Origin of the sequence: Pseudomonas sp. S3E12 (assembly GCF_001702295.1) — a bacterium.
GTDB lineage: Bacteria > Pseudomonadota > Gammaproteobacteria > Pseudomonadales > Pseudomonadaceae > Aquipseudomonas > Aquipseudomonas marginalis.
Genome location: NZ_MBDT01000032.1, coordinates 308,386 through 333,650, shown reverse-complemented (window position 1 = coordinate 333,650; position 25,265 = coordinate 308,386). Strand labels below are relative to the sequence as shown.

The 25,265-nt window shown below is 62.5% G+C and carries 19 protein-coding genes; 13 read left to right on the top strand and 6 right to left on the bottom strand.

Translation table 11 applies throughout. From position 1 onward, the window contains the following. Positions 1–938: 938 nt before the first annotated feature. Complete coding sequence (locus BB029_RS25920) at positions 939–1,457, bottom strand: SgcJ/EcaC family oxidoreductase (protein ID WP_027605675.1); 519 nt, start codon at positions 1,455–1,457, stop codon at positions 939–941. A gap of 167 nt (positions 1,458–1,624) precedes the next feature. Between BB029_RS25920 and BB029_RS25915 the strand changes: the two genes are divergently transcribed. The 5 genes from BB029_RS25915 to BB029_RS25895 all read left to right on the top strand — a co-directional run bounded on the left by BB029_RS25915 (position 1,625) and on the right by BB029_RS25895 (position 6,880). Continuing rightward, complete coding sequence (locus BB029_RS25915) at positions 1,625–2,803, top strand: sensor histidine kinase (protein WP_065941349.1); 1,179 nt, start codon at positions 1,625–1,627, stop codon at positions 2,801–2,803. Beyond that, positions 2,800–3,453: a response regulator transcription factor gene (locus tag BB029_RS25910; RefSeq protein ID WP_065941348.1), complete on the top strand. Its 654-nt coding sequence runs from the start codon at positions 2,800–2,802 to the stop codon at positions 3,451–3,453. Before BB029_RS25915 ends, BB029_RS25910 begins: the two co-directional genes overlap by 4 nt. 10 nt (positions 3,454–3,463) lie before the next feature. After that, positions 3,464–5,779 (top strand): ATP-binding protein, encoded by a 2,316-nt coding sequence (locus tag BB029_RS25905; RefSeq protein WP_065941347.1) that lies wholly within the window; start codon positions 3,464–3,466, stop codon positions 5,777–5,779. Then, complete coding sequence (locus tag BB029_RS25900; RefSeq protein ID WP_065941346.1) at positions 5,776–6,246, top strand: response regulator; 471 nt, start codon at positions 5,776–5,778, stop codon at positions 6,244–6,246. The genes BB029_RS25905 and BB029_RS25900 overlap by 4 nt, the downstream gene beginning before the upstream one ends. Positions 6,247–6,358: 112 nt before the next feature. Further along, the gene (locus BB029_RS25895) at positions 6,359–6,880 is read left to right on the top strand and encodes a sterol desaturase family protein (RefSeq protein WP_065941345.1); all 522 of its coding nucleotides are present in this window, start codon (positions 6,359–6,361) and stop codon (positions 6,878–6,880) included. Here the strand turns inward: BB029_RS25895 and BB029_RS25890 are convergent. Together BB029_RS25890 and BB029_RS25885 are read right to left on the bottom strand one after the other, a co-directional pair. Further along, the gene (locus tag BB029_RS25890) at positions 6,877–7,416 is read right to left on the bottom strand and encodes an ester cyclase (RefSeq protein WP_065941344.1); all 540 of its coding nucleotides are present in this window, start codon (positions 7,414–7,416) and stop codon (positions 6,877–6,879) included. The two genes, BB029_RS25895 and BB029_RS25890, sit on opposite strands and share 4 nt — an antisense overlap. Before the next feature lie 35 nt (positions 7,417–7,451). Next, positions 7,452–8,261: a polysaccharide deacetylase family protein gene (locus BB029_RS25885; RefSeq protein ID WP_256558437.1), complete on the bottom strand. Its 810-nt coding sequence runs from the start codon at positions 8,259–8,261 to the stop codon at positions 7,452–7,454. Positions 8,262–8,564: 303 nt separating this feature from the next. On the opposite strand from BB029_RS25885, the gene BB029_RS25880 reads away from it, so the two are divergent. The 4 genes from BB029_RS25880 (at position 8,565) to BB029_RS25865 (ending at position 15,514) form a co-directional block, all read left to right on the top strand. Next, positions 8,565–9,461, top strand: a complete 897-nt coding sequence (locus BB029_RS25880) for a LysR family transcriptional regulator (RefSeq protein ID WP_065941343.1) — start codon at positions 8,565–8,567, stop codon at positions 9,459–9,461. A 204-nt stretch (positions 9,462–9,665) separates the two neighbouring features. Next, entirely contained in the window at positions 9,666–10,907 is a 1,242-nt protein-coding gene (mexE, locus tag BB029_RS25875) for a multidrug efflux RND transporter periplasmic adaptor subunit MexE (protein WP_027605656.1), read from the top strand. 15 nt (positions 10,908–10,922) lie between these two features. After that, positions 10,923–14,102, top strand: coding sequence for an efflux RND transporter permease subunit (locus BB029_RS25870; protein WP_065927735.1), 3,180 nt, complete (start codon positions 10,923–10,925; stop codon positions 14,100–14,102). After that, entirely contained in the window at positions 14,099–15,514 is a 1,416-nt protein-coding gene (locus BB029_RS25865; RefSeq protein WP_065941342.1) for an efflux transporter outer membrane subunit, read from the top strand. The genes BB029_RS25870 and BB029_RS25865 overlap by 4 nt, the downstream gene beginning before the upstream one ends. Before the next feature lie 90 nt (positions 15,515–15,604). On the opposite strand, the gene BB029_RS25860 is transcribed toward BB029_RS25865, so the two are convergent. Both BB029_RS25860 and BB029_RS25855 read right to left on the bottom strand, forming a co-directional pair. Next, positions 15,605–16,129, bottom strand: coding sequence for a hypothetical protein (locus tag BB029_RS25860; protein WP_141696586.1), 525 nt, complete (start codon positions 16,127–16,129; stop codon positions 15,605–15,607). Between the two features lie 19 nt (positions 16,130–16,148). Beyond that, the gene (locus BB029_RS25855; RefSeq protein WP_065941340.1) at positions 16,149–17,165 is read right to left on the bottom strand and encodes an AraC family transcriptional regulator; all 1,017 of its coding nucleotides are present in this window, start codon (positions 17,163–17,165) and stop codon (positions 16,149–16,151) included. Positions 17,166–17,333: 168 nt separating this feature from the next. Between BB029_RS25855 and efeU the strand changes: the two genes are divergently transcribed. Genes efeU through efeO (BB029_RS25835) form a run of 4 tightly spaced genes read left to right on the top strand, consistent with a single transcriptional unit; the run spans position 17,334 to position 21,555 of the window. After that, on the top strand, positions 17,334–18,179 hold the full coding sequence (gene efeU / locus BB029_RS25850; protein ID WP_065941339.1) for an iron uptake transporter permease EfeU: 846 nt from the start codon (positions 17,334–17,336) through the stop codon (positions 18,177–18,179). A 10-nt stretch (positions 18,180–18,189) separates the two neighbouring features. After that, entirely contained in the window at positions 18,190–19,392 is a 1,203-nt protein-coding gene (efeO, locus tag BB029_RS25845) for an iron uptake system protein EfeO (protein ID WP_065941338.1), read from the top strand. 14 nt (positions 19,393–19,406) lie between these two features. Beyond that, entirely contained in the window at positions 19,407–20,711 is a 1,305-nt protein-coding gene (gene efeB, locus BB029_RS25840; RefSeq protein ID WP_065941756.1) for an iron uptake transporter deferrochelatase/peroxidase subunit, read from the top strand. A 25-nt stretch (positions 20,712–20,736) separates the two neighbouring features. Beyond that, positions 20,737–21,555, top strand: coding sequence for an iron uptake system protein EfeO (efeO, locus tag BB029_RS25835; protein ID WP_065941337.1), 819 nt, complete (start codon positions 20,737–20,739; stop codon positions 21,553–21,555). Between the two features lie 42 nt (positions 21,556–21,597). Here the strand turns inward: efeO (BB029_RS25835) and BB029_RS25830 are convergent, their stop codons facing one another. Further along, positions 21,598–25,257 (bottom strand): hypothetical protein, encoded by a 3,660-nt coding sequence (locus BB029_RS25830; protein WP_256558436.1) that lies wholly within the window; start codon positions 25,255–25,257, stop codon positions 21,598–21,600. Positions 25,258–25,265: the final 8 nt, after the last annotated feature.

The following is a 25,265-nucleotide window of genomic DNA, read 5'->3' as shown; positions in this document are numbered from 1 at the left end:
AAAGCCCCAAAGTAACCAAAGGGCTCTTGCCCCAACACTCGGCACCTCGCCTAGGCTCGGTGTGCCCTCACTCCGGCTTGAATCCGTGGGCCGCCGTCATGGGCCATCCTTGGCCCAGGACGGCTAACCCGGCGTCCTGCCGGGTTACCCACGGATTCAAGCCTGCGTTCGGCCAGCGTGTTTAACGGGGCGCCTAGGATCAAGATCAAAAGCCAGAGCAAAAGCAGAGCAGAAGCAGACCGAGTTCTAGCTGATATGTGGAGATCCAAATGTGGGAGGGGCGGTGCGACGATTCGACTTGCCCCGATAGCGCCGGGTCAGTTAAAAAATAAGTGATGACACTCCCTCATCGGGGGCAAGCCCCCTCCCACATTTTTAACCCAGTACACCAGACCCAACTCCGGTCGGCTCTCAGGCCGCCGCGCTTTGGCGTTTGATCTCAAATCGCCCCGTCAAACACGCTGGCCGAACGCAGGCTTTGGAGCGTGGGTAACCCGGCAGGACGCCGGGTTAGCCGCACTGGGCCAAGGATGGCCCATTGCGGCGGCCCACGCTCCAAAGCCGGAGTGAGGGCACACCGAGCCTAGGCGAGGTGCCGAGTGTTGGGGCGAAGCGTTTTTGGTTACTTTTGGCGCTCTTCCAAAAGTGACCCGCTGTAAGAGCGGAACCCTAAGTGGCCGTTACCACAGCAACGGATATGTACTCGGTCAAATCCAACGACATGGTCGGCCCGAAGGCCGCCACTGAAGCAAGCCACAGACCGCTTAAAGTTGTGTAGATACCTATGGCCATCGGGGGGGACAAGCGCCCTCCCACATTTAGGTCGCGGGCCATCAGTTAGAGAGGCGCCGGATCCCGAGCCGTCACAAGAACAATCTCCCCGCCCCAATAAAAAAATGCCCACCCCCGGCAAGGGATGGGCATTTTCCCTCCAACCATTACTGCTTGGCGTGCTTGGCCTGGACTTCAGGCATCGCCGAAGAATGATGGTTAAGAATTTTCCACTGGCCACCCACCTGCTCATAGACGAAGGTGTAGCGCGCCTGCACCTGACGCACCTTGCCATCCGACTCGGTCAGGGTGAAGGTGTAGACGCCACTGTCCATGGCCACGTTGCTGCCCAGCTGGCGGATCTCGCGGTAGTTGATCTGGCCCACCGGCTTGAGCGCCAGGAAGTGGTCGAAGTAATCGGTGATCTGCTCCGGCGTCGTGCGCACCTGGTTGGACACGGTCGGCTGCAACACAGCACCCGGCGCGTAGAGGTCGACCACGGATTTCACGTTGCCGGTCTGCAGGGCGCTGTTCCAGCGGTCGAATAAACCGGCAATCTCGCGGTCTTTGACATTGGCCGGGGCCTGGGCGACTTCACGGTAGACATACGGGGCCGTCTCGGCGGCGTGAACAAACGGTACGCTCAGGGCAAACATCAGGGCGATCGGGGCGATCTTGAATTTCATGGCGTTACTCCAGTGGTCGTCGTTGCGGCCACTTTGCCAACCTGCCCGCCGGCCGCCATCGGCCAACCGGAGGTATTTACCTATGCCATTTGGCAGATAGCGCCCAAGGTGTCCGACCCTGTTTAATAGCTACCCTCGCGCCCGCAGCAAAAAATGGAGCATCACCCATGCATGACACGCCCCATGATCCCGGCAGCGCCCTGGCCATGCGCGCGCACTTTCGCCAATCGCAAAGTCGTACGGCGCGCCTGCGCCTGTTGGTGGATACCGGCCAGGAATTGCGCCAACTGGCCCCCGACGCGATGCGCGAACGCGTGCTTGCGCGGGCCTGCGCGTTTCTGGCCATGGACCACGGGCTGCTGCAGGAATGGGACGCCGAGGGCATCGCCTATACCAGCGCCCGCCATGGCAACCCGTCGCGCGTGGGCAGCCTGGCCGCCCTCGCCGACCGCAGCCTGCGCACCGCGTGTTGGCAGGAGCAGCCATCCGAGGACGTGCCCAGCGTCTTGCAAGTGCCGTTGCGCGCCGGTGACGGCGATGCCTTTGGTGTACTGGTGCTGGGCAATAGCGTCAGCCTGCGGGCGCCGGAGCACGAAGACAGCGAATCCCTGCAACTGCTCGCCACGCTGCTGGCCGCCCACCTGGAAAACGACCGGCTGCTGAGCACCCTCAAGCTGCGCGACAAAACCCTGTCCGACCTGGTCAACCGCTTGCTCCGCGCCCAGGAAGACGAACGCAAACGCGTTGCCTACGACCTCCACGATGGCCTGGCGCAAACCCTGGCGGGCCTGCACCAGCGGCTGCAAGGCTTTGCCGGGCGCTGCCCGCCGCTGCCGGAGGCATTGGCCGCCGACCTGGAGGCGATTCTTACCCTGGCCCAACACTCGGTTGGCGAGGGTCGGCAACTGATTGCGGGCCTGCGTCCCACGGTGCTGGATGATTTCGGCTTGTTCAAAGCCCTCGATAAGGAGGCCGACCGCCTGCGTGACGCCGGCATCAACGTGGTGTGGCAGGCGCACTGTGAGGCGCGCTTACCCAGCCAGGTGGAAATCGCCTTGTTCCGGATCGGCCAGGAAGCCATCAACAATGTGCTCAAGCATGCGCGCGCCAGCCAGGTGCAACTGGCCCTGGCGCTGCACGACGGCCAGGCGTCCCTGCGGCTGGACGACAATGGCCGAGGCTTCAAGGCAGAGCCATCAGCGGATGACGCCCAGCATCTGGGCCTCGCCACTATGCAGGAGCGCGCCAGCCTGTTGGGCGGCAGCTTCACCTGCGTCAGCTCCGTCGACGGCGGTACCCGGCTGCACGCGCGAGTGCCTGCGCACTTGATTGGAGTCCCGCAATGACCCACGTCCTGCGCCTGGTGCTGGCGGACGACCATGAAGTCACGCGCACCGGTTTCGTCTCCCTGCTGGCCGGCCATCCGCAGTTCGAGGTGGTCGGCCAGGCCAGCGATGGCCTGCAAGCGGTGGCGCTGTGTGAGCAACTGCTGCCGGATATTGTCATCCTCGACATCCGCATGCCCGGGCTCAATGGCCTGGGCGCCGCACGCTTGCTGCAACAACGCCTGCCGGCGGTGAAGGTGGTGATGTTCACCATGGACGACAGCCCCGAGTACCTGGAGGCGGCCATGAATGCCGGTGCGGTGGGCTACTTGCTCAAAGACGCCAGCCGCGCCGAGGTGATCCATGCGCTGCAACACGTGGCCGCCGGCGGCGAGGCGCTCAACACGGCGGTCAGCGCCCGGCTGTTGCGGCGCATGACCGAACGCCAGGCCAGCGGTGCCGCCCCCGGCGAACCGCTCACCCCACGGGAACGCCAGGTCCTCGGCCTGGTCGCCAACGGCATGAGCAACCGCGCCATCGGCGAACACCTGGGCATTACCACCGGCACGGCCAAGGCCCATGTCGAGCGGGTGATCGGCAAGCTCGGCGCGGCTGACCGTACCCAGGCCGCCGTGCGGGGCATCGCCTTGGGCCTGGTGACACCCACATGAGGCGGCCCAAATGAGAAAGCGCTGGGCCGACCTGCCGCTGCGCGGCAAGGCGCTGGTGGTGATTTCACTGCCACTGGTGGTGCTGTTGCTGTCCCTGGTGCTGATCTACACCACGGAACGCCAGACCGCCCGTGCCGAAGAAGATGTGCGCCGGGTTTTACGCGTGCAAAGCGATATCCAGGCCGTGCATACCCTGCTCGCGGAAGCCGCCGCCAGTGTGCGCGGTTACCTGCTCACCCGCCGCGAAGACTTCCTGCCCAGCTACCTGAACGCCAAGCCCCAGATCGAGTCGGCCCTGCGCCGACTGGACCGCAACGTACGCGATCCACGGGTGCGCGAGCAGCTCAGCGCGATCAAGCCGCTGATCGACGGCAAGGTCGACGGGCTGGAGGAAATGCTCAAGGACAGCGGCGCCACACCGGAGTCCATCAGTGCCATCCTGATCAGCAACAAGCACATCCTCGACGCCCTGCGCCAACACATCAGCACCATGCTTACCCTTGAGGCGTCGTTGCTGGCCGAGCGCAGCGCCGCCGCCTCCGAAACCCGCCAACGCTTGTTGCTGTCGACCTGGCTGGCGGCGATCTGCGGGTTGTTCGGGGCGATTGTCGCGGTGCTGTTTCTGTCCAAGGGCATCGTCGCCCGGGTGCAGAATGTGCAGCGCAACGCCCAGCGCCTGGCCCTGGGCTCGCCGCTGCTGCCACAGCCGCCGGAAAAAGACGAAATCGGCCAGTTGGGCACCAGCCTGGTGGAGGCCGGGTTATTGCTGGCCGAACGCGAACGCGCCTTGCGCGACAACGAAGAACGCTTGCGGCTGATCATCGATGGGGTCAAGGACTACGGGATCTTCGCCCTCGACACGGCGGGCCATGTCACCAGCTGGAACAACGGCGCCGAGCGGATCAAGGGCTATACCGAACAGGAGATCATCGGCCAGCATTTCTCGCTGTTCTACCTGCCCCAGGAATGCCCGCAGCACCCGGACATGGCGTTACGCGAGGCCACCCGCAACGGCGATTACACCGAAGAAGGCTGGCGCTGCCGCAAGGACGGCACGCGGTTCTGGGCCAGCGTGGTGATCACGGCGCAGTACGACGGCACCGGCGCCCTGCGCGGTTTTTCCAAGATCACCCGCGACATCACCGACCGCCGCGCGGCGGAGATCGCCCTGCGCACCGCCCGCGAGGAAGCCGAACGCGCCAGCCGCGCCAAAAGCCAATTCCTGTCGCGCATGAGCCACGAACTACGGACCCCGCTCAACTCGATCCTGGGCTTTGCACAACTGCTGGACATGGACGCACCCAAGGCACAAAAAGCCGACGTCGGTCATATCCTGCGCGCCGGCCAGCACCTGCTCACGCTGATCAACGAAGTGCTGGACATCGCCAAGATCGAGGCCGGAAGCCTGGCGTTGAATATCGTGCCGATCCCGCTGGCGGGCACCTTGCAAGAGGCGCTGACGCTGGTGTCGCCCATGGCCGCCGACGCGGGCGTGCAGTTGCGGCCGCTGCCGGCACTGGCGGCGGATACGGGCATCGTTGCCGACCGCCAGCGCCTGACCCAGGTGCTGCTGAACCTGCTGTCCAATGCGATCAAATACAACCGGCGCGATGGCCAGGTGAGCCTGGAGGTCGATATCCGTGGACAACGAATCAGCGTGGCCGTGTGCGATACCGGCAACGGCATCGCCGCCGATCATATGGGGCAACTGTTCAAGCCTTTCGAACGCCTGGGGGCCGACCCGAATGTGGAAGGCAGCGGCCTGGGCCTGGCACTGAGTAAAAGCCTGCTGGAGAACATGGACGGCCGACTCAAGGTGCAGAGCCAGCCCGGCGTCGGCTCGCGCTTCACCCTGGAACTGCCCTTCGTGCGCGTGGCCCACGCCCAGAGTATTGCCACGCCCGGCATCGACACCGAATTGAAGCGCCCGCCCCCCGTCGTCAGCACCTTCGAGGGCAAGGTGTTGTACATCGAGGACAACCTCTCCAGCCTGGCGCTGATCGAAACCCTGCTGCAACGTCGGCCCGGCATACGCCTGCTGTCGAGCATGCAAGGCCAACTGGGTCTGGACCTCGCCGCGCAGCATGCGCCACAGTTGATTCTGCTGGATGTGTCGCTGCCGGACATCAATGGCTTGAAGGTGCTGCAACGCCTGCGTCAGTCACCGATCACCCGCGACACACCGGTGCTGATGATCACCGCCGACGCCAGCGACCTTACCCGCCAGGCCTTGCAGGAGGCCGGCGCCACCGCGGTATTGAACAAACCGATCAACGTGCCGGCGTTTCTCGCCCACCTCGACCAAGCTTTTCCGGAGCCCGCGTGAACCTCGACCTGCGTATCCTGATCATCGACGACCAACGCCCGAACCTCGACCTGGTGGAGCAATTGCTGGCGCGCGAAGGGCTGACCAACGTGCTGAGCAGCACCCAGCCGCTGCGCACCCTGGAGTTGTTCAACAGCTTCGAGCCGGACCTGGTGATCCTCGACCTGCACATGCCGGAGTTCGACGGCTTTGCGGTGCTGGAACAGCTCAACCGGCGCATTCCCCAGGGCGAATACCTGCCGATCCTGGTGCTCACCGCCGACGCCACCCGTGACACGCGCCTGCGTGCCCTGGCCCTGGGCGCCCGGGACTTCATCAGCAAACCCCTGGACGCGCTGGAAACCATGCTGCGGGTATGGAACCTGCTGGAAACCCGGGTGCTGTACAAGACGCTGCGCACACTGGTGCCGGCGGACCGGATTGAGTTGTTGCAACGTAGCGGTTCAACGGCTATTCGACGCGGCTAGGACGATTGGCTCACAAATCCACCACGTAGCCAGCGCCGGGCAGTTGTATACGGCGGCCCGACACCGGACAATCCCGCGCCCGTCCATTTCGCCCTACAGGGATATTCCGCGCATGGCTGCTTCCAATAAATGGCTGATGTCATCGGTTGCTTATTACCTCGATTTCTTCACCGTTCCGCTGTTTGTGGTAGCTGCCCTCTATCTGGCGCCATTTGAGCCCTGGCTGGCACTGTCGGGCCTACTGGCCTGGACGCTGGTGGAGTATTCGGCGCACCGCTTTCTGTTCCACTCGCTGTATCGCCGCGAGCATTGGACCCACCATCTCGACGTGCTGGCCTACATCGGCGTGTCCAGCTGGAAAACCAGCTCGACCTTCGCCGTGCTGTTGTTGCTCGCCTGGTCCACCGGCCTCACCTCGGAGTTTATCGGGGCGGTGACGGGCTATTTCGTCTACATCTCGCTGCATTACGTGATGCACCGCCCCGGGCATTGGGCCTACGCCTTTATTCCGGGGCTGGTGGCCAATCACGACCTGCACCATCGCAAAGGCATCGAGAAGAACTTCGGGGTGTCTTCACCGCTGTGGGACCATGTGTTCGGCACCTACATCCACGCCAAATATGTAAACGGTTAAAGCGCGCCCAACTGCCTCATGAGCGTCAGGTTGTCCTCGATATGCCAGTTGGCGGCAATCTTGCCGTGTTCGATCCGATAGATATCGGTGGCAATAAAGTCCACGGCCTGGCCGCGGCCCTTGAGTTGGCCAAAGGTGCCGGTGAAATGCCCGCGAAAATGCAGGTGCACCACCGCGCGGTCACCAGCGATGATCATTTGTTCAATCTCGCAGCCGAGGTCAGGTACTGCGGCCCGAAAGGCGCGCGACGCCAGCAACGGGCCTTCCGGACCTGGTTGACGGCCCTGTGGGGGTGTCTTGTCGACAAAGTCAGCAGCCAGCGCCTCACGGGCCAGGCGCTCCTCACCGGTATGCCAGAAGGTGTCATAGCGACGTGCGACGGTTTCCATCACCGCCAACTGGCTCGGGGTGAGGCTCTTGTCGGCTACCAGGACAGCCGGCTTGACCAGATCGGTGTTCGCCGCCATGGCGGCCCCGGAAAGCGCCAAGGCGATTGCGGTCGTGCCAAAGCGCAAAAAAAGGGTTGGGCGTTTCATTGAGTCATGTCCTTGAGTGGCTGCCACGTGGCGGTTCAGATCGTCTCGCTTTCCCTTAGGCTGAGCGGATTTTCCAGGGTGTATCGGGCGATGGCGTCCTTGCGCATGAAAGCCACGCCGGGGTGGCTGTTGGCATAGCGCAGGAACTGGTCCCACACCCGCACCATCTGCGGTGTACCGCTGATGCGATCATGGGCGCTGATCGACATCATGCGACGCCGGCTGCCGGCCTCTTCGTAGAGCTGGTCGAATTCCTGCTTCACCTGTTCCAGAAACTGCGACGGTGAGTAGTTGCGGCCTTCGACCAGGACGATGTCGTTGTTGCGCAAGGTGTAGGGCACCACGACAAAGTCCTTGCCATTGACCTGTTCGATAAAAGGCTCGTCGCGGCTGACATCATCGATGTGATAGACGTAGCCCAGCTCCTGCAGCAACGACAAGGTATTGGGCCCACGACGCAGCCAGTTGCAGTTGTAGCCCACGACCGGCTGGCCGGTGACGTCCTGCAACATGCTCGCGGCCTGGCGCAAGAAGCTGCGTTCCTGGTCGCGGCTCATGGCAAATTGCGAGCTCCAGTGCGGGCCATGGCCGGACGCTTCGTGACCGCGCGCGACAATCTCGCGGGCCAACTCAGGGTGACGTTTTACCGCGTCACCAATCATGTGGCACGTCACCTTCACACCATGACGTTCCCAGAGGTCGAGCATTCTCGGAATGCCTTCCCGGTAGCCGTAGGCGAACCAGGTCGCGGTGGCCAGGTCGGCAGGAACGCTGTCGGGAAAGTCCACCTTGGGGAACGGGCTGTCGGTGCCCTTGAGCGGTTGGCCGCCGGCTTCGAACTGCATGGAGACCGACACCACCAGGCGCGTGTCTCCTGGCCAGAACCGCCCTCCTCGCTGAATCCGCGCCGACGCGGGCGTACCCGCTCGTCCCTCGGGCCCGGTGGCCGCGCTGGCCGGGTTGAGTATCGATCCCGCTGCCAGGACGGCTGCACCTGTGCCGGCCTGGGGCCAGGAATGTACGCCGTTGTGGATTGATCAATGACATCGCGTTGACTCCGTTGAATAGGCACGGATGCAACCTTAGTTCTTTTGGTTTAGCTTGATAATTGAGCCATTTTCAAAAACCCTCTTCGGAAACCCCGAACAATGCCCTTGAAGAATCTTGAGTTGTTTCTGCTGATTGTCGAGAAAGGTGGGTTGTCGGCGGCGGGCCGCGAGTTGGGTTTGTCGCCTGCCTCCGTTTCCGAACGCCTGGCCCAGCTGGAGCACTTCTACGGCGCCAGCCTGCTCAAGCGCACGACCCGCGCCATCCATCTGACGGATGAAGGCCGTGTGCTGGTCGAGGGTGCCCGCCGCCTGCTGGCCCAGGCCGATGAGTTGCACAACCGCATTCGCCAGGGGGCCCACACGCTGTGCGGCCCCATTCGCCTCAGTGCCCCGCAGGACCTCGGCCGCCAGTACATCGAGCCGATCCTGACGCAGTTCATGGACGAGCATCCCGGCGTCAGCATTGACCTGGATCTCAGTGACGGCTACGTCGACCCCGTGAGCCAAGGCATCGACTTCGCGGTTCGCTACGGCGCGCTGGCCGACAGCACATTGCACGCCAGAGCGTTGGGTGAAAACCGCCGCGTGGTATGTGCGTCCCCGCATTACCTGACCCTCAATGGCACCCCACTTGAACCTGAGGACCTGACCCGCCACGAATGCCTGGTGATGCGCCTGGGCATCAACATTGCCCGAGAGTGGCGCTTCGAAAAAAACGGCCGAACCCATCGAATCAGGGTCCCCGGCCGCAGGATCGCGAACGACGGCGCTCTGGTGCGCCAGTGGTGCCTGGCCGGCCATGGCCTTTGCCTGAAGTCGGTATGGGACGTGCGCGCGGATCTCGACGCGGGGCGCCTGGTGGAAGTGCTCAAAGACTATGACTTGGGCAGCACCGCGCTGAATATTGTCTACCCACCGACGCGGGCCCAGCCCAGGCGCGTGAAACTGCTGATAGAGCGCCTTGTTGCGCAGCTGTCCGATGAAGGCGTTACGTAGATGCCGCGGGCTTCATTGCAGGGTGCGCAACACACTGTTGTCATCACGCCCATTGATAGCTCCCTAACGAAAGCCCCATGCTAGAGGGCTAATCTCGCGCTTATATCATTCCGAATGATAGTTACCTTTGCTTCATTCGATTCGTGACATACCGCCTCGCCGCGCATGATCCGCCCATCTCAAATACATTGGCGGATGCACCTCATGGAACAGTCACTCAAACATTTGCGCTTCCCCCTGGCGATCCTGGCCGTGGTGGTGATGAGCGCGTGCGGCAAGACCCCGGACCAAGCGGCCGCCATGCCACCAGCGAAGGTCAGCGTGGCCAAGGTGCTTGAGCAGCCGGTCAACGAGTGGGATGAATTCACCGGTCGCCTGGAAGCGCCCGAAACCGTACAGATTCGTCCACGGGTCTCTGGCCAGATTGACCAAGTCGCTTTCACCGAAGGCGCTTTGGTCAAGAAAGGCGACCTGCTGTTCCAGATCGACCCGCGTCCGTTCCAGGCCGAAGTGCGCCGCCTGGAAGCCCAACTGGCTCAAACCAAAGCCGCCGCCACCCGCAGCGACAACGAAGCCCAGCGCGGCGAACGCCTGCGCCAGAGCAATGCGATCTCCGCCGAACTGGCCGACTCGCGCACCACCGCCGCCCAGGAAGCCCGTGCCGCCGTCGCCGGGATCCAGGCGCAGTTGGACCTGGCCAAGCTGAACCTGAGCTTCACCCGCGTGACTTCGCCGATCAGCGGCCGCGTCAGCCGTGCGGAAATCACCGCCGGCAACCTGGTGACCGCCGACGTCACCGCGCTGACCAGCGTGGTCTCCACCGACAAGGTCTACGCCTACTTCGACGCCGATGAACGTGTGTACCTCAAGTACACCGAACTCGCTCGCCAAGGCCGTCGTGGCGCCACCACCCCGGTGTACCTGGGCCTGTCGAATGAAACCGGTAACCCGCACCTGGGCCAGATGAACTTCGTCGACAACCAGGTCAACCCGGCCACCGGCACCATCCGTGGGCGCGCCGTGTTCGATAACAGCAAGGGCGAATACACCCCTGGCCTGTATGCGCGCCTGAAGCTGGTCGGCAGCGGCACCTACTCCGCCGTGCTGATCAATGACGAGGCCGTCGGCACCGACCTGGGCAAAAAGTTCGTGCTGGTGATGGAAGGCGACAAGCCGGCGTATCGCGCGGTGGAACTGGGGCCGAAGATCGAAGGCCTGCGCATCGTGCGCAGCGGCCTGAACAAGGACGACACCATTATCGTCAAGGGCCTGCAACGCGCGCGCCCCGGCTCGCCGGTCGCCCCGGAAACCATTCCGATGGCCAGCAAGGAAACCCTCGCCGCCTTGGCCCAACAACGACAAGCGCTTGAAGCCAGCAACCTGGAGCAAGTGGCGCCGGAAAAAACCGCGCCCAAGCTCGCAGCCGTTGCGTCTCCACGCGGTTAAGGGATACGACTCAAGATGAATTTTTCCAAGTTCTTCATTTCACGGCCGATCTTCGCAGCGGTGCTGTCGCTGTTGATCCTGATCGCCGGCGCGATCTCGCTGTTCCAATTGCCGATCAGCGAATACCCGGAAGTCGTGCCGCCGACCGTGGTGGTGCGTGCCAACTTCCCGGGCGCCAACCCCAAGGTCATCGGTGAAACCGTGGCCGCGCCGCTGGAGCAAGCCATCACCGGCGTCGAGGGCATGCTGTACATGTCCTCGCAATCGACGGCCGACGGCAAGCTGACCCTGACCATCACCTTCGCCCTGGGCACCGACCTGGACAATGCGCAGGTGCAGGTGCAAAACCGGGTGACGCGGACTCAGCCAAAACTGCCTGAGGAAGTGACGCGCATCGGTATCACCGTGGACAAGGCCTCCCCCGACCTGACCATGGTGGTGCACTTGACCTCCCCGGATCAGCGCTACGACATGCTGTACCTGTCCAACTACGCGATCCTTAATATCAAGGATGAGCTGGCCCGCCTGGGCGGCGTCGGCGACGTTCAGCTGTTCGGCATGGGCGACTACTCCCTGCGTGTCTGGCTGGATCCGAACAAGACCGCCTCGCGCAACCTGACCGCCACCGATGTGGTCACCGCGATCCGCGAACAGAACCGCCAGGTGGCAGCCGGTGCCCTGGGCGCCCAGCCTGCACCGTCTGACACCAGCTTCCAGTTGTCGGTGAACACCCAAGGCCGCCTGGTCACCGAGGAAGAGTTCGAGAACATTGTGATCCGCGCCGGCGCCAACGGTGAAATCACGCGCCTCAGGGACATCGCCCGGGTCGAATTGGGGTCGAGCCAATACGCACTGCGCTCGCTGATCGACAACCAGCCGGCCGTCGCGATTCCGATTTTCCAGCGCCCCGGCTCCAATGCCATCGACATCTCCAACGATGTGCGCGCCAAGATGGCCGAGCTGAAAAAGAGCTTCCCGGCCGGCATGGATTACCGCATCGCCTATGACCCGACGATCTTTGTGCGCGGTTCCATCGAAGCGGTGGTGCACACCCTGTTCGAAGCGCTGATCCTTGTGGTGCTGGTGGTGATCCTGTTCCTGCAGACCTGGCGCGCCTCGATCATTCCGTTGGTGGCGGTGCCGGTTTCGTTGATCGGGACCTTTGCGGTGATGCACCTGTTCGGGTTCTCCCTCAACGCGCTGTCGCTGTTCGGATTGGTACTGGCCATCGGCATCGTGGTGGACGACGCCATCGTGGTGGTGGAGAACGTCGAACGTAATATCGAGCTGGGCCTGGAGCCGTTCCCGGCGACTGAAAAAGCCATGAGCGAAGTGACCGGCCCGATCATCGCCACGGCGCTGGTGCTGTGTGCGGTGTTCATCCCAGCGGCGTTTATCAGTGGCTTGACCGGGCAGTTCTACAAACAGTTTGCCTTGACCATTGCGATTTCGACGGTGATCTCGGCGTTCAACTCGCTGACCCTGTCCCCTGCCCTGGCCGCCGTGTTGCTGCGCGGTCACGACGCACCGAAGGATCGTTTCTCGAAGGTCCTCGACAAGCTCCTCGGTGGCTGGCTGTTCCGTCCCTTCAACCGCTTTTTCGAAAAGTCCAGCCATGGCTACGTGAGTACCGTACGCCGGGTGATTCGCGGCACGGGCATTGCCCTGTTCGTGTACGCCGGCCTGATGGTGCTGACCTTCTTCGGGTTTGCCCACACCCCGACCGGCTTCGTACCGGCCCAGGATAAGCAATACCTGGTGGCCTTCGCCCAACTGCCCGACGCTGCGAGCCTGGACCGCACCGAAAACGTGATGAAGCGCATGTCGGAGATCGCCCTGAAGCAGCCCGGTGTGGAAGCTGCGATTGCCTTCCCCGGCCTGTCGATCAACGGGTTCACCAACAGCCCGAACAGCGGCATCGTGTTCGTGACCCTGAAGCCGTTCGATGAGCGTAAAGACCCGAGCATGTCCGCCGGGGCGATTGCCGGTGCGTTGAATGGCCAGTACGCCAACATCGAAGAAGCCTACATGGCGATCTTCCCACCGCCGCCGGTACAGGGCCTGGGCACCATCGGCGGGTTCCGCCTGCAGATCGAAGACCGTGGCAACCTGGGCTATGACGAGCTGTACAAAGAAGTGCAGAACGTCATCACCAAGAGCCGTGGCGTGCCCGAGTTGTTCGGCCTGTTCACCAGCTACACGGTCAACGTGCCCCAGGTCGATGCCGCCATCGACCGCGAAAAGGCCAAGACCCACGGCGTGGCGATCAGCGACATCTTCGACACCCTGCAGGTCTACCTGGGTTCCTTGTATGCCAACGACTTCAACCGCTTCGGGCGTACCTACCAGGTCAACGTGCAGGCTGAACAACAGTTCCGTCAGGACGCCGACCAGATCGGCCAGCTGAAAGTACGCAACAACAAGGGCGAAATGATCCCGCTGGCGACCTTTATCAAGGTCAGCGACACCTCGGGGCCGGACCGCGTGATGCACTACAACGGCTTTATCACTGCCGAAATCAACGGCAACGCGGCTCCGGGCTACAGCTCCGGCCAGGCCCAGGCGGCGATTGAAAAACTGTTGAAGGATGAACTGCCCAACGGCATGACTTACGAGTGGACCGACCTGACCTATCAGCAAATCCTCTCGGGCAACACCGCGCTGTTCGTGTTCCCGCTCTGCGTACTGCTGGCGTTCCTGGTCCTGGCCGCCCAATACGAAAGCTGGAGCCTGCCGCTGGCGGTGATCCTGATCGTCCCGATGACGCTGCTGTCGGCCATTACCGGGGTAATCATCTCTGGTAGCGACAACAACATCTTCACCCAGATCGGCCTGATCGTACTGGTGGGCCTGGCGTGCAAGAACGCGATTCTGATCGTCGAGTTCGCCAAGGACAAACAGCAGGAAGGCCTCGACCCGCTCGCTGCGGTACTGGAAGCCTGCCGCCTGCGTCTGCGGCCGATCCTGATGACCTCGTTCGCCTTCATCATGGGTGTGGTGCCACTGGTGTTGTCCAGCGGCGCCGGTGCCGAGATGCGTCATGCCATGGGCGTGGCGGTGTTCTCCGGGATGATCGGGGTGACCTTCTTCGGTCTGTTGCTGACACCAGTGTTCTACGTACTGATCCGTCGCTATGTGGAGCGCAGCGAAGCGCGCAAAGCGGCCAAGGCCTTGAAGCTGGAGACACAGCAATGAGTGTGAAAGTATTCCTGCCGAGCTTGCTGGTCCTGGCGCTGAGCGCCTGTGCCGTGGGCCCGGACTACAAGACCCAGACCCCGGAGGCGGCGAACATCACCGCCGCCGCGGACGCCAAGCAATATGACCACGCCAAGTTCGAAGGCATCTGGTGGCAGCAGTTCGACGACCCGACCCTCAACCAGCTGGTCACGCAATCGCTGCAAGGTAACCGTGATCTGCGCGTGGCGTTTGCCCGTCTGCGGGCCGCGCGGGCGATTCGTGATGACGCCAGCAACGACGCCATGCCGACCATTACCAGCCGCGTCAGCAGCGACCAGGGCAAGGGTCAGATCCCCGGCCAGACCACCAGCCGGGTCAAGACCGAGCGGTACGACCTGGGCCTGGACATGGCCTGGGAACTGGACCTGTTCGGGCGCATCCAGCGCAACCTGGAGGCCACCGATGCCGACCAGCAAGCCGCCGAGGCCGACCTGTACCAACTGCAAGTTACCCTGATTGCAGAACTGGTGGACGCCTACGGTCAACTGCGCGGCGCGCAACTGCGTGAACGCATCGCCCTCGACAACCTGAAGAACCAGCAGGACTCGCGCACCATCACCGTCAGCCTGCGGGATGCCGGCGTGGGTGACCAACTCGACGTGGAGCGCGCCGACGCACGCCTCGCCGCAGTGGAAGCCAGCGTGCCGCAACTGCAGGCCGAACAGGTGCGTGAGCGTAACCGCATCGCCACCCTCCTCGGCCAGCGTCCCGACAAGCTGACCGTGGACCTGAGCCCGAAAGACCTGCCGGCGATTGCCAAGGCGTTGCCGATCGGCGACCCGGGGCAACTGCTGCAACGGCGCCCGGACATCCTCAGCGCCGAACGCAAACTGGCCGCCGCCACCGCGCGTATCGGCGTGGCCAAGGCCGACCTGTTCCCACGGGTCAGCCTCAGCGGGTTCCTCGGCTTCACCGCCGGGCGCGGTTCGCAGATCGGCTCATCCGCCGCGAATGCCTGGGCCCTGGGCCCGAGCATCACCTGGGCCGCCTTCGACCTGGGCAGCGTACGTGCCCGTCTGCGTGGCGCAGACGCCGAAGCCGATGGCGCCCTGGCGACCTACGAGCAGCAAGTGCTGCTGGCGCTGGAAGAGTCCGAAAATGCCTTCAGCGATTACGGCAAGCGCCAGCAACGCCTGGTCTCGCTGATCCGCCAAAGCGAATCCAGCCGCGCCGCCGCCGACCTCGCCGCGATCCGCTACCGCGAAGGCACCGTGGACTTCCTCGTCCTGCTCGACGCGCAACGGGAACGCCTGGCCGCCGAAGACTCCCAGGCCCAGGCCGAAGTGGACCTGTATCGCGGGATTGTGGCGATCTACAAGGCGCTGGGGGGTGGCTGGAAGCCGGACACCGTCGTGGCGACTGCGAAGTAACGTAAAGAGCTCCTTTGGTTGGTCGCATCCAGCCAATTTTTAGCCCCGTGGTCCGATTGGTCATGGGGCTTTTTTTGGCTGGCCGGAAGGCTACCTGGCCGCCTTGATTTGCTGATCACGGTGCATGCGCATCGGAATATTGACCTTCGAAGCGGCCTTGTTGGCGATCTCTACGGTGGTCCACTCGAACATCCTGGAGACCCAATAAGTCAGCTCCCCCTCCTCGTTCATCACCTCATAACGCCCATTCGTGTCCGGAACCAAGCGTGCTTCACGCATCAACGGTATCAGCGGTTTGAGACGCTCGGGGTCGGTGATATTGAAGGCGATACTCAGTTGCTTGAGCCGGTCGGCTTCGTCGAAATAGGCCCCCACCACATAGATCGGCACATCGCCCAAAAGATAGCGGCTGGAAGGCTCAATCGCGCGGTAGTAAGGCATCGGCACCGAATAGGAGAGGTTGCTCTCCAGTTCCACCTTCGGAAAATAACGCTGCAGGATGTCCATGACCTGCGAGCGAGGCATCCCCAGAGTGAAATCACCGATCCCCAGCGCCGACCAGGCGGTGAGCGGGAACAGAGCACAACAAATACAGATCAACCATGACTTAAGCACTACCTGTCTCCCTGAAGGCTTATCCGGCATCGTTAAGAATCAAACTGCGGTAATGCCCAGGATTGGACCCCACCCACTTGCGAAACGCCTTATAAAACGAACTGGTATCGGCAAACCCCAACCGCGCCGCGATCTCGGCAAAGCTGATCTGCGGCTCGGCCAGCCACACAATCGCCAATTCCTTGCGCACGCTGTCCTTGAGTCCCTGATAGCTCTGCCCTTCTTCCGCCAGGCGGCGGCGCAGCGTGGAAGCGGAGATACACAGCGTGGCCGCAAGGCCCTCGGTCTCAGGCCAGGTGTCGGGAGGCATTTGCCGCAGGTCGTGCTTGATGCGCGTAGCCAGGCTGTCGGGGTTGCGGTATTTGACCAGGATGTTGGCCGGCGCGTGGGCGAGGAAGCGCTTGAGTTCTTCCGGGCTGCGCTTGATTGGCAGGTCGAGGCAGTCGGCGGAGAAGATCATGCGGGTGCGTGGCCGATCAAAACGCAGGTTGTCGGAAAACATCACCTGGTAGTCATCGCAAAAGTCCGGCTGCGGGCAGCGCAGTTCGATGGCCAGGATCGGGATGCGCCGGCCTGCCAGCCAGCAGGCGACGCCGTGCACGATCATCCAGTAGGTGAAATAGGTGAATGCGCGCTTGGGCGCCGGCTCGGGTTCGAGCAACACGATTTCCGCCAGGCTCTGTTGGCGCACCAACTGGGCCGGCAGGTGTTCCAGCATCAGCGAGAGGAACCCCAGGCCGGTGTGCAGGCCCGCTGCCAGGCTGGGTTGTGCAATGGCGGCGCGACAGAGGAACTCCAGGCTACCGGACTTGAGCTTGCGCGGGTCCATGCCGAAGAACTCATCGTCCATGCGCCTGGCCAGCAGACGCCACAAACGTGCGTAGGCAGTAGCCGGAACCCGGGCGTCGGGTTGCTCCAGCAATGCTGGATCGATCCCGACCTTGCTCAAGGCTTCGACGGTGGCCGGCCCCAGTGCGCAGCTCTGCAACAAAGCTTCGCGCACAAGATGGATGGAGATGGTGTCTTTTTCCGACATGGGAGGTTGGGCAATCCGGCGGCGCTATCGATGCCGCGCATCATAAGGTGGCTTGCGATTCGCCACCACCGTTCAGCCATTGTTCAGCAAACGTCAAGTTTTCCTGTTTAGCAATGAGTATCATTATGTTACAACTTAGCTTCCTATCTACTTAAGCTGCGGTGCCCGATGCTTGTTCCCTTTTTAATCATGCTGCGCGAAGGCATTGAAGCCGCGCTGATCGTCGGCATCATCGCCAGTTATCTGCAACAAACCGGCCGCGGCCAGTGGATGCCGGCGGTGTGGATCGGCGTGTTCCTCGCCGCTGCCCTGGCCTTGCTGGTGGGCGGTGGCCTGGAACTGGTCAGTGCCGAGTTTCCGCAGAAACAGCAGGAATTGTTCGAGGGCATCGTCGGCCTGGTCGCCGTGGGCATCCTCAGCTCCATGGTGTTCTGGATGCGCAAGGTCGCGCGTTCCATCAAGCATTCGCTGCATGCCTCCCTTGATCAGGCGTTGACCGGTTCCAAACACCAGGTCACGGCATTGATCCTCATGGTGTTCTTCGCCGTCGCTCGTGAAGGCCTGGAAACCGTGTTCTTCCTGCTGGCCGTGTTCCAACAGAGCGAGGGCCCAGGCGCACCGATTGGCGCCCTGCTCGGCCTGGTCCTGGCGATCATCGTCGGTTTCCTGATCTACACCGGCAGCATGCGCCTGAACCTCGGTGCGTTTTTCCGCTGGACCGGCCTGTTCATCCTCGTGGTCGCCGCCGGCATCCTCGCCAATTCGGTGCAAGCCCTGCATGAAGCGGGCGTGTGGAACCACTGGCAGACCGTGCTGTTCGATTTCAGCGCCGCATTGCCGATGGACAGTCCCCTGGGCTCAGTGCTGGCCGGCATGTTCGGCTACCAGGAAGCGCCGACCATCAGCACCTTGGGCGCCTATCTGGTTTATCTGGTGGTGGCGCTGGTGATGTTTTTCCTGCCCGCGGCATCGGCCAAGCCTGCCGCCCGCCCTTCTTCCGTTTCCAGCCAGTAAGGACCGTCTCTTGTCCAACCCAACGCCTCAACCCGCTTCGCCCCCCCGCGCCCTGCGCTGGGCGGTGGCCGGCTCGGTGGTCGTGATGATCGCCGCCGGTGGCCTGTTCTATTACGCCTCGCAACTGGCGGCCAGCAAGCGCCAGACCAACCACGATGAAATCGCCGTGACCATCCATGGCCACGCCTGCGAGCCCAATGCACTGACGGTGCCGGCCGGCCGGGCGAGCTTTCGCATCATCAACCGCTCTGACCGGGCGGTAGAGTGGGAAATCCTCGACGGCGTGCTGGTGGTCGAAGAGCGCGAAAACATCGCCCCCGGCCTGAGCCAGGTGATCAACGCCAACCTGCTGCCTGGCGACTATGCGATCACGTGCGGCCTGCTGAGCAACCCGCGCGGCACCCTGCATGTGACGCCAACCGCAGAATCCGACGCCCAGGCCAAGGCCAAGCCGTCGATGGTGGCGTTTATCGGCCCGCTGTCGGAGTTTCGTGTGTACCTGAGCAGCCAGGGCAGTGCCCTGGTCAAGGCCGTGACCGCCCTGCAACAGGCGATCGACGCCGGTGACCTGGCTCAGGCACAAGCGCTGTATGTGCCGGCCCGTGAAGCTTACCAACGTCTGGCCCCGGCCTCGCAGCGCCTGGCCGAGCTGGACAACGCCATCAACGCCCGTGCCGATTATTTTGAAAAACGTGAGCAAGACCCAGCCTTCAGCGGCTTCCATCGCCTCGAATACAGCCTGTTCCAGCAACGCAGCCTTGATGGCCTGGGGCCGATTGCGCAGCGCCTGGTGAGCGATATCACCCGCCTCAAACAGCAGTTGCTGGCGCAGTCGCTGCCGCCGGAACAACTGGTGAGCATCGTGGTGCGCAACCTCAACAGCCTGGCGGATGTACGCGCCATCAGCGGTGAAGAAGAGCGCTACAGCCATGTCGACCTGAATGGTTTCGCCGCCAACCTGGAGGCCGCGCACAAGGTGGTCGAGCTGATGCGTCCGCTGCTGACCAAGTCCGCCGCCGACCTGCTGCCGACAGTCGACAGCGCCCTCGCCGCCTTCGATGCCGAGCTCCAGGGATTCAAGCTCGACAAGGGCTACGCCACGTATGACAGCGTTACCGCCGATCAGCGCAAGCAGATCGCCGACAAGGCCAAGGCTCTGGCCGCCGCACTCGATGGAATCGACCCCGCCCTTGGCCTTTCCGGCCTGCAGTGAAGACGACCGCACACATGAGTGATTCAGAACAGTTTTCAGCACAACGCCGCCGTGTCCTCCTGGGCATGGCTGCCACCGGTGCCGCCATCGCCGGCAGCACACTGACCTGCCCGGCCATGGCGGCCGCCGCCGAGCAAGTCACCACCGCACCGCGCAGCGACAAGACCCAGGACCACCACGATTTTTTCGGCCAGCACCAGAGCGGCATCGTCACCCCACGCCCGGCCTGCGGCATGGTCGTGGCGTTCGACGTCCTGGCCAGCGACCGCGAAGACCTGGAGCGCCTGTTCCGCACCTTGAACGAGCGCATCGGCTTCCTGATGACTGGCGGCACCGTACCCCAGGTCGACCCGAAGCTGCCGCCCACCGATTCCGGCATCCTCGGCCCGGTGGTCACGCCGGATAACCTGACCATCACCGTGTCGGTCGGCGCATCGTTGTTCGATGAGCGCTTCGGTCTGGCCGCCGTCAAACCCAAGCGCCTGATCCGCATGGTGGGCTTCCCCAACGATGCGCTGGAACCGGCGCAGTGCCACGGCGACCTGAGCCTGCAATTCAGCTCCAACACCCCGGACACCAATATCCACGCCCTGCGCGACATCGTGAAGAACCTGCCCGACCTGCTGCTGGTGCGCTGGAAGCAGGAAGGCAGCGTGCCGCCCCAGGCACCGGCCAAGCCCGGCGAACCGGCACAAAGCGCGCGCAACTTCCTGGGTTTCCGCGACGGCTCGGCCAACCCGAACTCCAACGACAACAAGGCCATGGACCAGATTGTGTGGGTCCAACCCGGCAGCGACGAACCCGGCTGGGCGGCCCATGGCAGCTACCAGGCGGTGCGCATCATCCGCAACTTCGTTGAGCGCTGGGACCGCACGCCCCTGCAGGAGCAGGAAAGCATCATCGGCCGCGTGAAGACCAGCGGCGCCCCCATGGATGGCCAGAAAGAATCCCAGGTGCCCGACTACAGCAAGGACCCGGAAGGCAAGCTGACCAAGCTCGATGCCCATATCCGCCTGGCCAATCCGCGCACCCCGCAGACCCAGGCCAACCTGATCCTGCGTCGGCCGTTCAACTACTCCAACGGCGTCAATAAAAACGGTCAGCTGGACATGGGGCTGTTGTTCATCTGCTACCAGGCTGACCTGGAGAAAGGCTTTATCAGCGTGCAAACCCGGCTCAACGGCGAACCCCTGGAGGAATACCTCAAGCCGGTCGGCGGCGGGTACTTCTTCACCTTGCCGGGGGTCACGGGACCCAAGGATTTCATCGGGCGCACGCTGCTCGCTGCTACACCTCCTCAAACCACTGCCCACACCTAAAACAAACCAGAGCGGAAAACGTCCCATGAAGAAGTCGACTATCGCGTTGTCGTTGTTAATGACCCTTTCGCCGCTGGCAGCGTTTGCCGCTACCGCGCCGTTGGACCTGGTAGGCCCGGTGTCGGACTACAAGATCTACGTCACCGAAGAAATCGGCGAGCTGGTCACCCAGACCCAGGCGTTCACCGACGCCATCAACCAAGGCGACCTGGCCACCGCCAAGAAGCTCTACGCGCCGACCCGCGTGCACTATGAGTCCATCGAACCGATCGCCGAGCTGTTCAGCGACCTGGATGCGTCGATTGACTCCCGTGTCGATGACCACGAAAAAGGCGTGACCGCCGAAGACTTCACCGGTTTCCACCGCATCGAGTACGCGCTGTTCTCCCAGAACACTACCAAAGGCCTGGAAGCCCTGACGGCCAAGCTCAACACCGACGTCAACGACCTGAAAACCCGTGTCGATGGCCTGACTTTCCCGCCGGAGAAAGTTGTCGGCGGTGCTGCGGCGCTGCTGGAAGAAGTCGCCGCCACCAAGATCTCCGGTGAAGAAGACCGCTATAGCCACACCGACCTGTATGACTTCCAGGGCAACATCGACGGCGCGAAGAAAATCGTCGACCTGTTCCGTGGCCAGATCGAGAAACAGGACAAGGCCTTCCTGGCCAAGGTCGACAAGAACTTCGCCAGCGTGGACAAGATCCTGGCCAAGTACAAGACCAAGGACGGCGGCTTCGAGACCTATGACAAGGTCAAGGAAAACGACCGCAAGGCACTGGTGGGTCCGGTCAACACCCTGGCCGAAGACCTGTCGACCCTGCGTGGCAAGCTGGGCCTGAACTGATCCGTGGCTGTCCAGGCTCGCAGCGAGCCTGGGCGGCCCCTATCAGTCCCGAACCCTGAAATGCTTCAAGGGTGCACCCTCAGGCTCGCCAGAGCTGGGATTGATCACATACCACCCGGCGTTTTTCTGGATCGCCTGGACTTCAAGATCCCCCACGTTGCCTGTTCGAGCGCCCGACACAGCCTTGAATGATCGAATGCCTCCCGGGAAGAGGCAACCTTGTACGCCCACCGCCCAACGACACTTCTCGAATGCCGTGGTCGGCATATAGAGACCGGGCGCCAGGCGAGCGACTTCACCGTTCCTGATTTTGCGTAGCGCATCAACGGTTTTCGACCCGGATTTGAACACGTCAATCGTACCGTCCAGGGGATTGAACAGGCTACGCAGCAACGGTGCGGTGCCTTTGAGCCCTGGCAGGCTGAATGACTTGCCATTGAACAGCACCAGCTTTTTTACGCCGCGCAAAAATCGGCTCACCCCACTCAGCCCCCCTGTGGCGGCGAACGACGCGAAATCAATCAGCAAGCCCTTGAGTCCATCCTTTACATTGCCGTGTGCAACATCTGAAATCGCCCCCACAAACGGGATCAGGCTCAGCATCATACGGGCGTTCTCGGCGTTGAACAGCTGAGTGCCGGAGGTAAACGGATAGGTGCGTCGGCTCTGTAAACCCGGGGGCTGGTTGGCAAACTCAATCAGCGTCGCACGCTTGCCGTCAAAGCTGTGGGCCAGCAAAGCGCTGACAATTTGCTGGGTTTTGGTTGAAGCAAAGGTATCGGGCACACGCCGGATCGCCCTATCCCCAGGGCGTAGCTGCGGCGTCGGCGGCAGTTCTGTGGGTACTTTCTCGATAATCACCTTCGATTTGGCACCCGCACGCGGCAGCGAACCTGAACGGTAGGCCTCTACATCGAAGGCTTGCTCAGTCCCAAGCCGGAACGGCCTGCGCACATAAGCAAATGGCCCGTGGGGCTTGCGGCCTTCTTCGACGGCACCATCGAGTTTCAATCGATAAGGCAAATCGGTGCGCTTGACCATCTGCATTGATCGCGGGAACACCTCGTAGTAACCGAACCTTGGCTCGACCGCGCCCGTTTCATAACGCAGCAGCAGGCCATGCTTGCCACAGTGTTCGTCGACCTTGGAGTCAGGGCCCTGATCGTCCTCCAGGGCTTCCCCGGTTTCCTGGCGTACGGTGAAAAACTCTATGTTGCCTGACTCAAGCGCCAGGCGTTCCTGCGCGGGCAACTGGGCAATCATCAGTTTCAGCGCAGTAGCCTGAGCCACGCGGGTATCGGCAATGTGCTGATCGACGGCGGCCGCCACCAATGGGGCGATCTCTGGCACCTGCCGGATGCGCGCCTCGAACGTTGCCTGGGAAATCCTGGGATGGATGAACCGGTAGCGTCGCTCCCCATTGATCCGTGCATTGAGCCAATGATCGACGGCCAGCAACGGGTCATCGCGAACCTGCTCCGTCAGAATGACATCGGTCAGCAACGGCCGACGGGATTCCAGATGCGCATGCTGGCGAGGTTCAAAAGGCACGTCCGTGTCCAGTTCAAGCCTGAATCCACGCAGTTCATCGGCGGTCATTTCCGGGAACAACGACAGCAGCCGCTCGATCAGCAAGCTGCGCTGAGTCGGCGGTTCTTTCGTCAGTGTGCTGAAGGCCTCGCGGATCTGCTTCTCCCGCGCGGTAAAGGCCTGTGTCGCGGCCTGATAATCCCCTGGAGAATATTGGTTGTCGTGGGTCATGGGGAAAATGCCGGTCATGACCGCCCAGTCCAACAAGGGCCTGGTCGCCAGGATCTTGAGCAGCGCCTCTTGTGTGGCACCACCCGCGTCAAGGCGCGCGAGTGCCATGATTTGCGTAAGGTTCATCAATCGCGAACTGCCCGCGCCGGACAGTGCATCGGCTATTGCGCAGCCCAGGCGCATTTCCAGCCAGCCGGTGGAGCCGATCTTGATGCTTTGCGGGTCACGGTTGAAGGCCTGCGCGGCCTCCGTCGGCACACCCGGATCGGCCTTGATCAGCATCTCCGGTGCAGACTGGGCCAGGAACAGGTGGGCGAACAGGGACGACAGCGTGGCATCGACCCCCTTGCTTTCCAGGTGTTTTTCCACGTCCTGGCGCACATCCTTGAGCGTGCGGCCCAGGTTGCCTGGCTGGTAAAGCCAATACCCGGCCACTACGCCTGGCCGGCCCGGCACTGGAGCGTTCACACTCAGCTTCAGCGCCGCCGCCAGGAGTTGATGGCGCTTGGCTTTACTCAAGGGCTGACCGTCGGCCACGGCGTAAAGCTTCAGGCGCTTGGCCAATTCGTCGGCCTTGGCGATGCAGGGTGGCGAATCGAAAAAGTCGGCAAGACGGCGGTCCGGATCATGGGGCGATTGCTCGACCACACTGGAGCCGGTAAAGCGTCCAAGCAATGCCACCACCGCTGGCGCCATGCCTTTCAACACCTCGCGATCATCGGCCGACAACGCGGCACCCACGCTCTGCTCATAGGGCAGCATGACCGCATAATCGCCTGCCGACAGCGGCGGCGGGAACGACGTATTGAACCAACTCAATGTGGCACGCACGTCACTCACCGTCTGCGGCGCATCAGGGGCATAAAACGCCAACGCCTGCCGCGCGTCATAGGTGCGAGTGCTGTACAGGGCGTTTCCGGTCTTGCCACTCATGCGCAGCAAATCATCGAGATACGCGTTCATCTGGCGAGCCGACTGTTGTGCTTCTTCGCTGCCGGTGGCCAGGGTTTTCTGGATTTCCTCGTCGAAATACGCCTGCAGCGATTGCCATTGACCGGCAGCGTTGCGTATCTGCAGGGCCCCCTCGGACAACCGGTATGCGCGGCCCTCTCCCGCGTCCCCCACGTTCGCCAGGAAATCCTGGAAGGTCGGCGTCGCCAGAAAGGCATTGAACTGCTTTCGTGGCTCTTGGCTGAGTTGATCCAGGGTCGATCCCCTCGCAATGGAGACCGTATGATCATCCAGCTTGAGTGATTCACCGCCCTCCTTGCCCTCGATTATCGGCTGCAATTGGCCAACCAATTGCCTGCGCACTGCCTGATCATCGTCCTGTTGCAGCAGGCGCTTGAACTGTTTCTCCCACTGATCACGCAAGGAGGAAGAAATCGCGGGCCATCCCTCGCGCTTGAGTTGTGTGCCCAATGCCGCCGCGGCCCGCTCATTGAGCGGCGGCCTTACGCCGTAGAAATCCAGCACTACGTCACGCGGCACTGCACTTTGAGTCGGGCTCATAGCAACTGGCACCCCCAAGTCATTGGGAGAAAGAACCTGCTGGATGGCGTGGATCTTGGTACTGACCTCCCACCAGCCCGAACCATCCGTTAATGTAAACCGCTCAAAGGTATCCTTGCCCTCACGCGTCACCATGCCTGCCACCGAATCTCGAAACACGCGCACGGTCGATAGCTTCAACCCCTTGGCTTCAAACCAGGCTTGCACGGCCGGTTCAGTGATTGCGGCGTTGTATAGCTGGAGAAAGGGGGCGATGGACGCATTGGGCGGGATGAGGTTTTCGGGCGGACTGCCCGTGGTCAGCCACTGAACCAGCCGTTTGTGCAACGTGGTATCCGCGACAGCGGCGCTGGGGAAATTGCGCCGTGACGTTACGGTATCGGATACAGCACGTTGGGACCGGCTGTCAGGGACCGCGACAGGGTGCAACACCGCCG